General features: G+C 55.9%; 14 protein-coding genes. 6 read left to right on the top strand and 8 right to left on the bottom strand.

Going from position 1 to position 13,922, the window contains the following annotated elements:
* Positions 1-6 precede the first annotated feature (6 nt).
* Positions 7-306: a gas vesicle protein GvpA gene (gene gvpA / locus M1L36_RS04470; protein ID WP_250872509.1), complete on the top strand. Its 300-nt coding sequence runs from the start codon at positions 7-9 to the stop codon at positions 304-306.
* Between the two features lie 316 nt (positions 307-622).
* Here the strand turns inward: gvpA and M1L36_RS04465 are convergent, their stop codons facing one another.
* On the bottom strand, positions 623-949 hold the full coding sequence (locus M1L36_RS04465) for a hypothetical protein (RefSeq protein ID WP_250872508.1): 327 nt from the start codon (positions 947-949) through the stop codon (positions 623-625).
* On the opposite strand from M1L36_RS04465, the gene M1L36_RS21530 reads away from it, so the two are divergent.
* The 3 genes from M1L36_RS21530 (at position 834) to M1L36_RS04455 (ending at position 3,544) form a co-directional block, all read left to right on the top strand.
* Positions 834-1,115, top strand: coding sequence for a TM2 domain-containing protein (locus M1L36_RS21530; protein ID WP_369694204.1), 282 nt, complete (start codon positions 834-836; stop codon positions 1,113-1,115). The genes M1L36_RS04465 and M1L36_RS21530 overlap by 116 nt on opposite strands.
* Before the next feature lie 2 nt (positions 1,116-1,117).
* The gene (locus tag M1L36_RS04460) at positions 1,118-1,804 is read left to right on the top strand and encodes a DUF8108 domain-containing protein (RefSeq protein ID WP_250872507.1); all 687 of its coding nucleotides are present in this window, start codon (positions 1,118-1,120) and stop codon (positions 1,802-1,804) included.
* 711 nt (positions 1,805-2,515) lie between these two features.
* The gene (locus M1L36_RS04455; protein WP_250872506.1) at positions 2,516-3,544 is read left to right on the top strand and encodes a homing endonuclease associated repeat-containing protein; all 1,029 of its coding nucleotides are present in this window, start codon (positions 2,516-2,518) and stop codon (positions 3,542-3,544) included.
* Between the two features lie 7 nt (positions 3,545-3,551).
* On the opposite strand, the gene M1L36_RS04450 is transcribed toward M1L36_RS04455, so the two are convergent.
* The 5 genes from M1L36_RS04450 to M1L36_RS04430 form a co-directional block, all read right to left on the bottom strand.
* Positions 3,552-5,393, bottom strand: a complete 1,842-nt coding sequence (locus M1L36_RS04450; RefSeq protein WP_250872505.1) for a glycosyltransferase family protein — start codon at positions 5,391-5,393, stop codon at positions 3,552-3,554.
* Positions 5,390-5,851 (bottom strand): hypothetical protein, encoded by a 462-nt coding sequence (locus tag M1L36_RS04445; RefSeq protein ID WP_250872504.1) that lies wholly within the window; start codon positions 5,849-5,851, stop codon positions 5,390-5,392. Before M1L36_RS04445 ends, M1L36_RS04450 begins: the two co-directional genes overlap by 4 nt.
* Positions 5,852-5,889: 38 nt before the next feature.
* Positions 5,890-6,315, bottom strand: a complete 426-nt coding sequence (locus M1L36_RS04440) for a type IV pilin domain-containing protein (RefSeq protein ID WP_250872503.1) — start codon at positions 6,313-6,315, stop codon at positions 5,890-5,892.
* 631 nt (positions 6,316-6,946) lie between these two features.
* Positions 6,947-8,545 carry a hypothetical protein gene (locus M1L36_RS04435; RefSeq protein ID WP_250872502.1) on the bottom strand — a complete coding sequence of 533 codons (1,599 nt, stop codon included), beginning with the start codon at positions 8,543-8,545 and terminating at the stop codon, positions 6,947-6,949.
* A gap of 792 nt (positions 8,546-9,337) precedes the next feature.
* Positions 9,338-10,045 carry an excalibur calcium-binding domain-containing protein gene (locus tag M1L36_RS04430; RefSeq protein ID WP_250872501.1) on the bottom strand — a complete coding sequence of 236 codons (708 nt, stop codon included), beginning with the start codon at positions 10,043-10,045 and terminating at the stop codon, positions 9,338-9,340.
* A 383-nt stretch (positions 10,046-10,428) separates the two neighbouring features.
* On the opposite strand from M1L36_RS04430, the gene M1L36_RS04425 reads away from it, so the two are divergent.
* Positions 10,429-11,775, top strand: coding sequence for an RNA-guided endonuclease InsQ/TnpB family protein (locus M1L36_RS04425; protein WP_250872500.1), 1,347 nt, complete (start codon positions 10,429-10,431; stop codon positions 11,773-11,775).
* A gap of 291 nt (positions 11,776-12,066) precedes the next feature.
* Here M1L36_RS04425 and M1L36_RS04420 read toward each other — a convergent pair whose 3' ends face one another.
* Both M1L36_RS04420 and M1L36_RS04415 read right to left on the bottom strand, forming a co-directional pair.
* On the bottom strand, positions 12,067-12,360 hold the full coding sequence (locus M1L36_RS04420) for a hypothetical protein (protein WP_250872499.1): 294 nt from the start codon (positions 12,358-12,360) through the stop codon (positions 12,067-12,069).
* 201 nt (positions 12,361-12,561) lie between these two features.
* Positions 12,562-13,095 (bottom strand): hypothetical protein, encoded by a 534-nt coding sequence (locus M1L36_RS04415; protein WP_250872498.1) that lies wholly within the window; start codon positions 13,093-13,095, stop codon positions 12,562-12,564.
* Positions 13,096-13,282: 187 nt separating this feature from the next.
* Between M1L36_RS04415 and M1L36_RS04410 the strand changes: the two genes are divergently transcribed.
* Positions 13,283-13,922, top strand: a 640-nt coding sequence (locus M1L36_RS04410; RefSeq protein WP_250872497.1) for a hypothetical protein, incomplete at its 3' end; no start/stop codon positions are given.

The following is a 13,922-nucleotide window of genomic DNA, read 5'->3' as shown; positions in this document are numbered from 1 at the left end:
GATTCCATGACACAACGAGCACCCGAATCGTCAAGTCTGGCAGACGCCCTCGACAGAATTCTCGATAAGGGCATCGTCATCGACGTCTGGGCCCGTATCTCAATCATTGGTCTCGAACTGATCACCATCGAGGCTCGCATCGTTGTCGCCTCTGTCGACACGTTCATCCACTACGCTGAAGAAATTACGACGTTAGAACAGGCGAGTGCCGAAGGCGAGTTAGACACGGGAGGGAAAATAGCGATCGACGAGCGAGAGGAGACAGAAACCAGGCCAAAGGGAACCAGAACCCAACCGGCCACGTGAGTCCCCCCACGACGTCAGCAGCGACTCACACGGCTCGAAGAACACGACCATCTCACCAACCTGTACGGTGTCGGGCTGGATGAGCTCAAAGGAGACCCACGAGAGGATACCATCGACAGAGCAGCAATTTTTGAAGACAATATTATACCCCATGTCAAGAAGGGTCACCAGTCAAGTACGCAATGAGTCTGGCGTACCACAGCGTCAATTCATCGATACAAGCCGCGCCCTCGAATTGTGGAAACGAGCTGCTGCACGGACATGGAGGAATGCGAACTCCGATTCAACGAACCTTGCTTGAGCCGTCTCTCAGGACTTACACTGTGCTTTGATTAGATTGGATTTGGACATCAATTGGATTTTCTTTAGCAGCCACCAACCAATCATGTAAACCTGATTGAAAATCTGACATTACTAACAGGGTTTCAATAAGTTTTATCAGTGCGTAAATTTCAGTTGAAATGTCTATGTCGGGAGAAACTAAGACGCCAGGACCAAACGAAGAATTTTGTTCGTCTTGTGGCAGTGTGATTAAGAGCGCGGCAGAAATTTGCCCCGAGTGTGGGGTACGAGTCAGCGAACCAGCCTCTGATGCCGGTGATTCTGACAAAGACCGAACGACAGCCGCCATCTTTGCGCTCATTCTCGGTGGACTTGGGGCACACAAGTTCTACCTCGGTGAAACTGGATGGGGAGTGCTCTATCTCGTCTTCTGTTGGACGTTTATCCCGATGCTTCTCGGGTTGGTCGAAGGAATCATTTACTTGACGAAATCTGACGAAGAGTTCCAACGCAAGTACGTCAACTAACCATGACCAGAGACCACGGGTACGATGAGAAGTTTTGCAAGTCCTGTGGAGACACAATCAAAATTAAGGCAGAAATCTGCCCAAGCTGCGGCGTTCGAAATGGTACGTCAGCATCGTCTTCGGACCCAACAGCTTTCTGTACCTCATGTGGTGAAGAGGTGAATGCCGCAGCGGAACTTTGTCCGAACTGTGGCGTCCGTCAAAGCGGAAATCAGAGGTCAGGTATCAACATCTCCGATATGAACATCGATGTTGACTCACAGCCGATCATCATGATCGTACAACTCCTCGCTGGCGGGTTTTTCCTGTTAGCGGGAATCGGAGCGTTTGCTGATGCCGGTGAGTCTGGAGTTATCGTGTCAATCATTACGGGGACGCTGTTGATAGGCATCGGAGTCGTGCTCATTCCCCAGTTCAGACAGCGACTGCAGAGCGAACACAGCGTGTTTACATTCGGTGAGACGGCTTCGGTTGACGAAACGACCGTTCAGTCTTCTTCTAGTCCGTGCACCTCCTGCAATGGGCCAGTCGCTCCCGGGCTCCGTCGGCAGTATAAAAAAGAGAAGGTGTTCTTGGGTGTCACGCTCAAAACCATCGACTCCGGTGAAAATGTTTACTGCCAATCCTGCGCTAACGCCGAAGTCTCTCCAACCACGATCCCTGCGGCTGTCGGTGAAGCGTCGTCCTAAGCCGCTGCCCTCTATTCTTTGGGTCAATATAGGATTAGCTCACTCGTATCCCTCTCCAACTTTCTGGCCAGGGCGATATTTCTCGAGTTGTTTAAACAGAGATTTCCGAAGCTTGGAGAAGACGTTCACCCTCTACTCCACGTCCCCCACAATCGGCTCCAGACCACGAACTGCGGCTTTTCCATCCGGTTATACGACACTCTATCGTCCAGTAAGGGTGTCAGATACGACAAGCCATAAGCTAGTGGAAATCGTAGTATAGCGTACAGAGCGCGGTCTCGCCAGGACTCATCAAACCGACTCACAGCGCGCGATTCGTGACATGCGATACAACTCGCTGTGAGTGTGAGAAGGATGGGAAATGGCCGGGCGGTAGGACGCCCGACCGCGCTTTGGCAGGACCAAAGCAATGCTAGAGACAGCCCCAACTACCGAAAGGTTTGCGCAGTCACAGAGAACGACGGTTGAATACGCAGAGTGGATGGCTCGCTCGTTTGGAGCGAGCGATAAGTCGAGCGTGGAACGTGTCGAGGCAGGTCGATTCAGTGACTCACAGCGCTCCGACAGCCCTATTTTGTCGTCGGGCACGACGGGCGTGCCCTCAATAGGCATCAACAAGCGGGTTGCACAGCAATCAAACGAGACGGCGGCACAATTCTTGCGTGGTTCGGAGTTGCAGGTTGAAACGCCAGGAGAGGGGGACACTCGGTAATGCCCGGGATTCCTGAGGAAGATCTGATCGAAGCACTCCGTGAACTGGCCGATGAGTTGGGCAAGACGCCCACTCAGACCGAAATGAACGAGTCTGGGGAGTTCTCGTACCGTCCCTATTACACGCAGTTTGGTGGGTGGAACGACGCGTTAGCGGCGGCCGGGATGAGTCCCAACCACCGGAATTCCGTGAGCGAAGAGGAGTTGATCCAGGAGCTACGGGAGGTCGCTGAGCGGGTTGGGCGCGTTCCGCGGATGGCCGACATGGACGAGCATGGCAAGTTCTCGGCGTCGGCGTACCATCGGCGGTTCGGCTCGTGGCCTGCAGCGCGGGACGCTGCAGGGTTGCAGGAGCGAACGGAGACAACGCGGAAGATTGGACGGGATGCATTGCTCGCTGCACTCGTAAGGTTAGCTGAAGAGGTGGGGAGGCCACCGTCCCAAGAGGAGATGAACGAATACGGCGAGTACAGCTACCGGCCCTACTACCGTGAGTTTGGAACGTGGAGTGGGGCACTGGAGGCCGCGGGGCTGGACCCTAACGCAGGGCGAAGTAAGGGCACCTCGGACGAGAAGTTGCTCAGAGCGCTGCGTGAACTCGCCACTGAGTTGGGGCGTACCCCCACTATTGACCAATTAAACGAGCTGGGGGAGTACTCCATCTGGCCGTATATCCGTGCGTTCGGGTCGCACAACGAAGCGGTCGAGGCAGCGGGCCTCACCATTAACAAGGAACACGGAACGGTCGAGGGAACCGTCGAGTATGGCGTCAACTGGACTACCCAGCGGCTCAAGGCGTTGGAGCGTGACGGTTGGACCTGTCAGGACGAAGATTGTGAGATGACCGACCACGAGCATCGCGTCCAGCACGGACAGGGGTTGGACGTCCACCACCTGCAGAAGGTGCGAACATTCGACTCGCTCACGAAGGCGAATCGGCTGGAAAATCTCGTGTCGCTCTGTCGGTCGTGTCACGTCCAGTGGGAAGAGAGCAAAGCACCAACGTTTGGAAAAAGCCACAACGAATAGCTGATTTCTACGCTATGAGGAAGCGGAGGGCAAGCCAGCGTGCGATGGGGATTACGAAGTCTCCTACAGAGGCGAGGTGACTAAGATTCGTAAGCAGGATGAACGTCGTGCCAGCAGCGACTGCCAGCCCGATGCAGACGGCTCCAAGACGAGAGGAACGTCGCTTCGTCACCGAGAGCAAGGCCCATCCTCCAACGAGAGTGGCGACACCGAGCCCAATCCACGCATGGGTTTGCAATAGATCGGTACCAGTCGTATCCGATATAATGAGATAGATTAGGAGGGACTGTCCACCGATGAGAACGCCACTCGCAGTGGTCCAGTAGACCATTCGGGATTGTTTCTCGAACACCTCACGTATAATCGAAAGCCGAGCGATACCGTAGAGGCCGAGTGCATACAGTGGAATCAAGTATCGAGCTCCTATCTGGGCGTGGAGGGGGAGCTTGGGAATATAGACGAGGAAGAACAGAATAGCGAAAATGAAAACGAACACGTCAACGGCGAAAACTGGGCTTTTCCGGTCCGGAATAGTGAATCCGTTCTTGACTTTGACGAAGAGCAGTGCAGGGAATGCGACGAATACCCCGAGAATTGGTGCCGTCTCAACCATCGCAAGTTCAACTTCCGCGTTCCCTTTGTCAATGAACGGCTGAGCCACGCTCCCGCTCCGAAGGAATGTTCCAACCAATCGGAGTGGCTGCTCGAACATGACAGTGATTCCCCTCCCGAAGAGGTTGGTCAATATCAGTAGTTTGCTACTTGCGCCTCCACCACTGTTAGAATTAGATCGTCCACTTTGACCGGAGGACACAGTACCTCCATCGTATGCGGGCCACAGGTGAGGAGGTTCGATTGGGCTACCGATGACGAGATAGTTGGTCAAGAAAAACGGCACAAGCGAGACCGAAAAGGCGATGACAGTGATTATTGCAGTCCGCAAGTCGTTCGAAGGTGCTGTTGGAATGTCAACCGCAAGGAGGGTGATGAAAATCACCAACCCTTCCATCGCATTGACCCAAGTCACCAAACCAACCCAGACGTATGCGAGCGCGCGGAACTGCCGCATCTTTCGCGTGTCACCTGCCTCCCGCGACCGATACAGGCAGTAGATTGTCGCGAACAGCAAGCAAGTGACTACTGCGTGTCGCTTAGGAATTGATGACCAAAATCCGAATCCCGTAGCGAGGATGGTGGTCAAACCCGCGAACACGCCAACGCGGCGTGAATGAATACGGGCAAGAAGGCGATAGAGCAATACGGCGACGAATGCGGAGGCAACAACTGTACTCAGTTCAAGAGCAATCAGTGGGAACCACTTCGGATCGAGGGGAGTTGCTACCGCCAGATTACCTGCGAATATGAGTAGCGCAAGACCGCTTCCAACAACAGAGAATTCCGTCTCGTAGTTGAATATCGTACCCTGCAGGAGCACAAGTCCGAGAAGCAGAAGGCTCCAGAGAGCGGCGAACGCAACGCGTGGGTCGGCAACTTGTGATACTCCTTCGAGTGCCCAAAGGAACGGGAGTGCAAAGAACACGTGACCAAAGTTTCGGCCATAGAGATCCCCATCAACGAGGAATACGCCGGGGGAATCTGCTACACCATACCGAACTTCGTCAATCCAAAGGTGGCCGTCTGCAACACCAACCAACGTATTGGCGATGGTCCAGTTATCATTGATGAAAAACCCCTGGCGAACGAACATCAGTCCAAACAAGACCACTGCTAGAAAGACACTAGCTCCAATCCGGTCTCCGAACAAAGCGAAGAAAACCTTCTTCAATCGAGTTGAGGCATCTTCTGGATAGCTGTTCAAACGGCTACTGAGAGCAGAGGAGATGCTCATTTGCGGACCTCCACAGTGATGTTTGATGTATGGATTTTTTCTGCTTTATCGCGGGAACGTAGCTCTAATTCTACGACTGCGTTGTAGGTCTCGTTCTGAACCTCTTCAGATGATAGAGAACCATTTGGTGTATCAAGAACCACAGTGGAGTCGCTTTCAGATAGATATTGCAGACCAGTGTTGTAGTATTGTAACTCTGGGATGTGAACTTTGTATACGAGTACGGGGCTTCCACGGACGTTGCTCACGTTGGCAATAACGGGAGGTGTGTCAAACCGCAGATTCGACTCGTTTACTTGGTCAATTGTAGCCGAGCCTGGTGCCTCGGTGATACTGACTTCCCCCCACGGCTCGGTAGTGAAGTCTGCGAGTCCGATTACTGGTCCTGCGATTAGTGGAGTTGTCACTAATAGGGATATCGTGACAAACAAGATGCTCTTGGGTATGTCGCTATTCATTGAAAGTGGGAATGCAGTACCAGCTGCGGTCTAACGAATTAGACCGACTCGGTGGTCTGCTGAATGACGGTCTTCGAGTCGCCCTTGTAGGCGACCACAGTCACGCGGACCTCGTCACCATCCTGAAGGGAACCAGCACCGAATGTTTCAACCTGGCCCACTTCGTCCATCGTCGCGGAGGAAGAGGTGAACGTTCCGGAGACATCCACTTCCTCAACGGTGACAACAATTTCGTCAGCGTTGCCTGCGGTTGTGTACGTCACGTCAACCTGGTTGTTTGCATCGTCAAAGTTGATGTTTGCACCAGCGTTGACGTTCTCCTGCACGGAGTCGCCGAGACCGAGCGTCATCGATGCGATGACAGCCGCCAAGATTACAGTGATAGCGACCATCAAAATAACACCAATTACTGGGCTGACCGCACGATCATCGCCAACGAACGTCGATTTGATTTTGTCGAACATTTGTATGTACCTGTCGCGACCCACGTTGCCAGGAGTCCAGCCGCTACGCTTATGGCGCAAGGCACAGTAATGCCTGGTAGAGCGCGAAAGCGCGGCGATTACGGGCTCGGTGGGTCACCCCCACCGGCCTTCCTTTCACTTTCGTCCTGAGCGTCGGGTTCGCTTCAGTTACACCTGAGAGACTCCGGGAATATAAGTCTATCCTAAATATCGAACTTTCATGGCTCGCAGAATATCACGGGCTTAAACAACGGTGTTCGGGCCTTAATACGACGTTATCGGGTGTTTGGGGACTTCTGAGACACCTCTGAAGTCGTGAATGTGTAAATGGCTCTTTATATTTCTGGCGGCTAGGGCGTGATTTTTCGTGTGATTTGGACGGTCCTAACGGTTTGAATCGACGCCGGAGATGGAGGTTCGTGATTTTCGAGTGATAGGAATGTCGTGGAGTTTCTGGTTGGGGGAGTCGTGGAGCGCGCATACAGATGTGAACGGTGAACGGAGTCGTCTGAGCGGTGGGGGATCTGCGCGGGCCGTCGGTATGGAGTCCGTGTGGTGAAGCAGGGAGACCCACAGGGGGTCGGAACCCTCGAGTATTGGCCCGGGGAACCACCGGTCTGAGAAGGGGTGGTCAGATGAACATCGCGATGGTGGCGAGCGTTTTGAGTATCGGGACGATGGGGGCTGCTTTCTCGAGGACCGTCTCCGAGGTATCGATGATGGTGTCGATGGAATTGACGATGTCTTCAGCAAGTACCCCGAGTGTGCGCACCTTCTCGAAGTAGGGTTCGACTCCCTGTGCGTTCTGCACCTCTTGAGCGGCGGTCTCTAATCGGTCTTTGTCCTCAGACGGGAGGTCTGCGTCGGGAAGTTCGGCGAGGAGGTCTGCAATCTGGAGGTCGATGTTGTGCCTGAACTCATTGACGATATCGACGGTGACGTCGGCGGTGGCCGTGGCGTCCGCCCAGGTCTCGACGTGGACGTCTAGTCGGTTGATCTTATTGACGAAAGTGTCGACCATGAGGTTCAGTTCGCCTATGACCGCGTCTCGCTCACCTTTCAGTTCCTTCTCATGGTTACACTGGACGATGAGTATCGGGACAACCTCGTTTGCGTAGTTCCGCAAGAGGGTGTAGTACTCCGAACTCGTCGGGAGGTTCGAGCCCAACATCAGCCCTGCGGCGTGGTCGAACTCGGTCTGTGCTTCTCGGTACTGCTCGATGGCACGGTCGTATTTCATTCGTTTCTGCAGGTCCAGTCCTTCACACTGGCGTAGTCGGCCGGTCGACAGCCCGAGTAAGCTTGGCCAGATCGCTGCAATACGCTCTCTGACTACCGGTGGGACCTCACTGGTGTCAGCATCGATAGCAGGAAACATGTCCTCGATGACGGTTTTGCACGTGTTTCGTGCGGATTCGAAATGTCGAATTGCGGTACCGTAATCGCCTTGCTGGTGACTTCTGGTCGCTCTCGCGACCTGTTCGAGATACCCACAGATAGCGATTTCCGAGTTTAGTAACGCAGTCCCCGATTCTTCAAGTTCGTCGGTGAAGTCGTCGGTGAGGTTCCGGAGGCGAAACGCGGCTTGGTCGAACAGATTTGCTGCTTCCGCGAAGTTCTGAAGGTAGAGCGCGTGGTTACCTTGACAGAGTGTCTTGTACGCAGCACTCATCTGTGCGAGTAACTCGTTTTCGCCTGCGGCTAGCCTCGTTTCGGCCTCTTCGAACAGGTCAGCTGCTGCTCTGGTGTTGCCGGTCAGCAAGGCAGCATGGGCTGCGGAGAATCGGTGCAACGACTCCCCTTCACTGTGGAGTTCCTCGTAGAACTGCAAGTCAGATTCAGTTCGTTCGACCAACGTGTCGAGTCCGTTCTCGGTCGCGATGGTGTGAATCGACTCAGTCGTGTCGATGACGGTGCTGAGTGCGGTGAGCGAGACGTCGAAGTACTGTGTTGCCGAGGCGTGATTGCCGCTCACGAACTCCACGATTGCGTGTTCTTCTTCGGAGAAGTACGCGTACACGTCTGGGAACACCCGTTCGATGAACGAGCTATCGATTCCCTCCTGCTCGAGTATGCCTGTGTACTCTTCGAAATCAGTGATCCAGATGGTCACTGCGTCCGTGGTGTCCGACTCGGCGAGGGGGCCACCACTCGTGAACTCCTCAGTGATGAAGTCACCGGGGTACACGGGCTCGTCATCAGGGTGACCAGCGTCTTCATCGTGTTCCATGCTATATGGTAACGGAGCACAATAGCATAAAGTTGTCATATAGTAATCAGAAAATGGGTGGGTCTGTTCGAGGAGGCAGTGAGAATGGTTCGTCGGGTCTGGGGGAATCAAGCGAAGGACCTGAGTCATGAGCAAACGGAGTGTAGCCAGTAGCCCACAGTACGGACGTTGCTGGAATCGCCCCTCTCGCCCGTGTTGTCACGAGGCGTGGATTCATCACAGCCAACTGAGCCCCAGATGTGAGACGAGTGGGGTCGAGAACGGGTAACGACCCGACGTGGGCGCAGATCTCCATTGCTCATCGGCCTGCTTCACTCACCCCATCGATTCAGTTCCCGGTACGCGCCGAGTGAACGAGTCGAGCAAGTCCCTTCGACGACTGAGCAACAAGCTCAGAGGTGCTCCCACAGGAGGGCAGCAACCGCTTTACTCTAACTCAGATAGCGTGTGTCGACCCAATGGAGGTGTGTCTAAATGCCTCCGACCAACCCCATGACGCGACGAGTCTGTTCGTGGTATCGGACGGACGGAACACCGAGTGAACACGTACAGGGAGCTTGCTTTGTGCCCGTGTTCTGAGAGTGATCTTCCGGTGAGCGGGACTCGTCGGACCAGGGGGTCGTGATACAGAAAGCGGGCCGATTGTGACTGTCAGCGCAACGCGTTCGTCTCGACGAACGTCTCAAAGGTAGTGTGGTCGACGGTGAGGAATCGACCACCGCTGAACCCTGCGTTGTGCATCATGAGCAACACGGACGAGTGAGGCGACAGTGAGCGGAGTCGATGGGTCGTTCAGCGGTCCTCACAGGCGCGACCATCGTCGTCGCCGTCGAGTCCGTGGGGGTCGGTGGTGTCTCGTTCGTAGATACGTTGGGCTGCTTCGTGCGATGAGAAGTCGTCGCAGTTGTAGTCGCCATCGGGAGGAAGCGGTGGGATGCCGTTCGGGTCACTGAGAGGTGAGGAGGTGGTAGCGAGGGTAGGCTGTTGGGTGTTCAAGGTTGGTTCTGTGGTGTCTGGAATCGGCTGTGGGGTATCCGAGGTCGGCTGTGGGACATCCGGGGTCTTTCGATCAGTAGGAGCGGCGTCGGTCGGCGGGGCGGTCGAGACGAGAGTTTGGTCTGGTGACTGTTCTGCAGGGGACGCCATCGTAGACTCTGTGCGTGGTCTCGCTGTTGGTCCAGAGGTGGCTGGCGAACTCACAGGAGGCGCTGACGGTTCGGCGGTGACGTCCTCTTGTGCGGTGGTTGAGCGACCAGCACTGGCGGGTGAGGATGTCGCAGACCTGCGAGTGGTCACGCTGTCTGGTGAGATGACAGTAACGGTCACGGTGCTGGCTTCCTCTTGGAATTCCTCATCCAGGGCGGGCCCGGAGTTGCCGTCGATGTCATCGAGTTCCTCGAGGGCTCCGGTCAGCATCCACAACCCCCAGCTGAGGATAGCAACAGTGACGATCAGGGCAAGCAGTACGACCACCAAGACGCCCTTCCAGAACCCAGCCATACTATCACGGGCGTCGTTCAGAGTGCTGATGATTTAGTTACAACTTCGTGTCTGGTTCGAAAGCTCGCTGTATTGTGAGTGTGTGAATCTCCCGGACAGTCGACATGGCAGTCGGTCGCGGACAGAGGTTTAGACGTGTGTGATGGCTTCGTGCACGCGCGGGTGATATTGGAGGGTAATGGAGGGTATGTTTGTCTTCGCCCTCCCAGCCCTGACCGCACTCCTCATAGAATATCAAGGCGGAAACCCACGACTTCAGTCGTGGGAGGAAGCCGACATGATTTGAAGCTGTCCACGAGCAGTAGCCTCCCGACAGCCCCATGTCGTCGTTCACTTTCACACCACAGCGACGGTTTAACACTCTATCACCCGTTCGCTCGGGCATGGGCGACGACCGGCCGAAACGAGCCGTGCTGATTCCGCTCGTCGTCCCTGAAGAACGCATTAACGACCTCCACTGGACACGATTCAAAACCGCCCACTGCCAGCAACGAACGAGCGACCTCGGCTGGGACGCCCCGAAACGACCCGACGACCTGCTCACTGACTACGAAGACGCCAACGACGCCCTGTACGATCCGCTCCGCAAGGAGACCAACCAGTTGCACGCGAACCTCGTCCAGGCTGCGATGCGCGACGTGACGAGCAACCTGTCCTCGGCGAAATCGAACTGGAACGCAGGCGACCGCGTCAACCAACCCACGTACTCGATTTGCCGCGAGGATGGCTCGTACGTGATAACGTATGACAAACGAGCGGCGACGTTCCACAAGCACAAGGTCTCGCTCGCTACCGTGAGCGGGCGTGTCGAGTGTCAATACGTCCTGCCTGCAGAACTGGACGGGACCCCGTACGAGCGGTACGTCCTCGACAGTCGCTGGTCGTTTGGCACGTCGAAACTTGTTTTCGACGGGGAGCACTTCTGGCTGCACGCCGTCTGCAAACGACCACGACCTACCCAACCAGTGTGGAACAAACAGTCAGCCGCTGACTACAATGGTTCTGACACGCAATCGAGAATCAGACTTCTCGGCGTGGACCGCAACGTCGACGGCTACAGCGTCGTGACGAGCGTCGCAGGCTTCCACGGCAACGCCGACGCGTTGAACGACCGCCGTGAGCAGTTCGAACGGGTTCGGGGTGGGCTTCAGCAGACTGGGACACGCTCAGCACACTTGACGTTCCACGAGATGAGTGGTCGTGAGTGGCGACACTTCGACGCATACGCTCACGCTTGTGCGAACGGTATCGTTTGGGACGCGCTGTGGGCGCGCTGTACGCACGTCGTGTTCGAGAACCTCACCCGGATTCGTAAGCGCATCTCGAACTTGCCGAAGTTTCAGCAGTGGCTGTTCAAACGGATTCGGCGCTACGCTGAAGACAAGTTGGAACTGCTCGGTATCGAGACTGCGACGGTGAATCCGCGCAACACCTCGAAACGGTGTTCGAACACCGAGTGTGATTCGTGTTCGCGGTCGAACCTCTCGGGGAAGGACTTCGAGTGTGTCGACTGTGGACTCAAATTCAACCGAGATTACAATGCAGCGCGGAACGTCGCGTTGCAGTGGTTTGCGGAGAACGACCATGGCCAGTCGAGCCAAACGTGCTCGGCTGGTCGGGCCACGAGTCAGCTGGCCCTGAAGTCAGGGACGCTTTCACCGAGCGGCGACTTCACCGCGTGGGACTGGCTGTCCACTGACAAGCCCACGGCTTCAGCCGTGGGTCGCTGACTGTGCTCAGTCGTCGTGGCCGAGCAGACATCCACTGGAGAGGAGGACTATGGGAGAGATATGGGAAAGAGTGCAGCGAGCCCACCATGAACAGTGACCCTCGGGCCAGTGTTACTCGATGGTTCTGTGTCTGCAACGCGTGGAGGCCACTCGTGGTCGTATTTCGATGTGCAGACTGTTGTAGACAATCGAGTACCGTACGTCGCGTCTCGCCACCTCAGCGCCTTCCCAACGAATGGCTGTTCGCACGACAGGGTGTCATGGCCGGTCGGCTCATAGCCCGGATCTCGGTCAGGCTTGCCCGCGGGCTATGAATGCGGCTCTGGAACGGCGGGCATAGAGGCCGAGAAAGACGAGGACGACAAAGGAAGTGAGCACGATGAGAAGTGCCATCCGGCCGTGGCCTGCAGCGATAGCTCCATAGCCTGGTTGTGGTTCAATCGGTGGCAATCCGTATGCACTCAGCATCTCGTCGAATACGAGACGAAACGCCAGCCAAAGCCCGGAGAAGGTGAGTGCAGCCGGGATGAAGACGAACAATAGAAGATCGTTCATCAACTCGGCTGGATCATCGGATTCAAACATAGCCATTAGAGACAGTCTATAATTATTGAACGTTTCGCCACGAGTCACGATGCCAGAGGGTGAGTGAGCGGGCGCGCGGTGAGCTAGATATGGTTTCAGTTGTGAAGTGGGTTGAGTTCGCCGTGGTTGATGGCGCGTGGAAAGGGATTGAGGAGATTTTCGCGGCGTTTGGTTATTGGTCTCGGTGACCGACTTCGCGGACTATAGGAGGACCTGACCGAGTTGTTCGATGTTGACTGGTTCCTCACCTGGGGGCGTTCCCTGGTCGGTGTAGTCAAGGACGAACAGACACGGCTCTGGGGGGATGGGGACGGTGAACGATGTCCCTCGGGTATCGAGGACGCTGAGGTCGTCGCGGATGGGGACGTCGCGGTTGCCATCGACGAACGGGTCCCACTCATCACGGTCGATGAACAGACAGTCGACGGGATGGGAGCCATGGACTGTGAGTTCGTAGTGAAGGTGGCGGTCGTCATCGCCCGTGTTACCGTGGAGGTAGTGTGCGCTGTACTCACCGGGAGTGAGGGTCGCGAGGCCCTCAGTTGTTGTCTGCCAACTTGAGCTGACGGTGTAGTACTCAGGGTTGTCGGGGAACTCATCGCCATTATCGGGGATGCCATCGCCATCACCGTCAGGAGCTGGTGTTGGGGTTGTGGGCGAGTGTTGGCCGAACGTGGTGCAGCCAGCGAGGGTGGTGAGCGCTCCGGTGAGGAACGCACGGCGGGAGGGCGCCATCGTGTTTGCTCACGATGTCACACGGATAACCATCACGGGTCTGCGCTCCGAATGAAGACGGGGTGGCGTCTGCGTAGCCACTGGTCGGTTCGTTGCTGGTCAGAATCTACCAGCTCGCCGGAGTCAGTCCGTGATGTGCATTGAGAACTGTAAGGTCTATATCAGTGAATTTCATCTCGGGGAGTAGATGAGTGTCAAGCGAGGATTCGTGGTGGTGCTGTTGGTCATTGCGGGTATCGGGAGTGCGTCTGCGCTCGTGGTTTATCCGATTGCAGATGAGTACTTCCCAGCGAAGGTACCGGGGGGACAGACAGGGGTGCAACCGGAGATATTCCACCCCGATGACCCGGTGCCGACGGACTTTTCGTATGGTGATGGAGACGGGCAGACGTATCAACGCGAACTGGCAAACGGGACCGTCGTCGAACGGCCGATTCCTGAGTTCCAATCGTCGAGGATGGAATCGCAGGCCCGTGAACAGTTGATGGTCCGGTACTGGAATATAAACGTGACACAACCGATGGGTGGCGCACGTCTCGGTAGTGTCGCGCGTGTCCACAGCTACCGGATGGCCACCGAGGGGTTCGTTGGGCCACGAGGTCCAAACGAGAGCCGACTGGTCGAACAATACGAGACGGGGGCGGCCGCCTGTGAGGCCGTTACCCGGGTGACGGTCGTCGAGGAGTTCGAGATGTACGAGCGGCCCTACACGGGGTTTCGCGATGAACCGACGAACATGACGTACGTCTGGCCGGCCAGCATCGAGATGAACGAGTCCCGTACCGTGTGGGAACAACGAATCGAGTCCGCCTTACACCCTGAACTGC

The organism is Halomarina rubra (assembly GCF_023699475.1).
Taxonomy (GTDB): Archaea; Halobacteriota; Halobacteria; order Halobacteriales; family Haloarculaceae; genus Halomarina; species Halomarina rubra.
The sequence above is the reverse complement of the archived record's forward strand: the minus strand, read 5'-3'. Positions and strand labels throughout refer to the sequence as shown.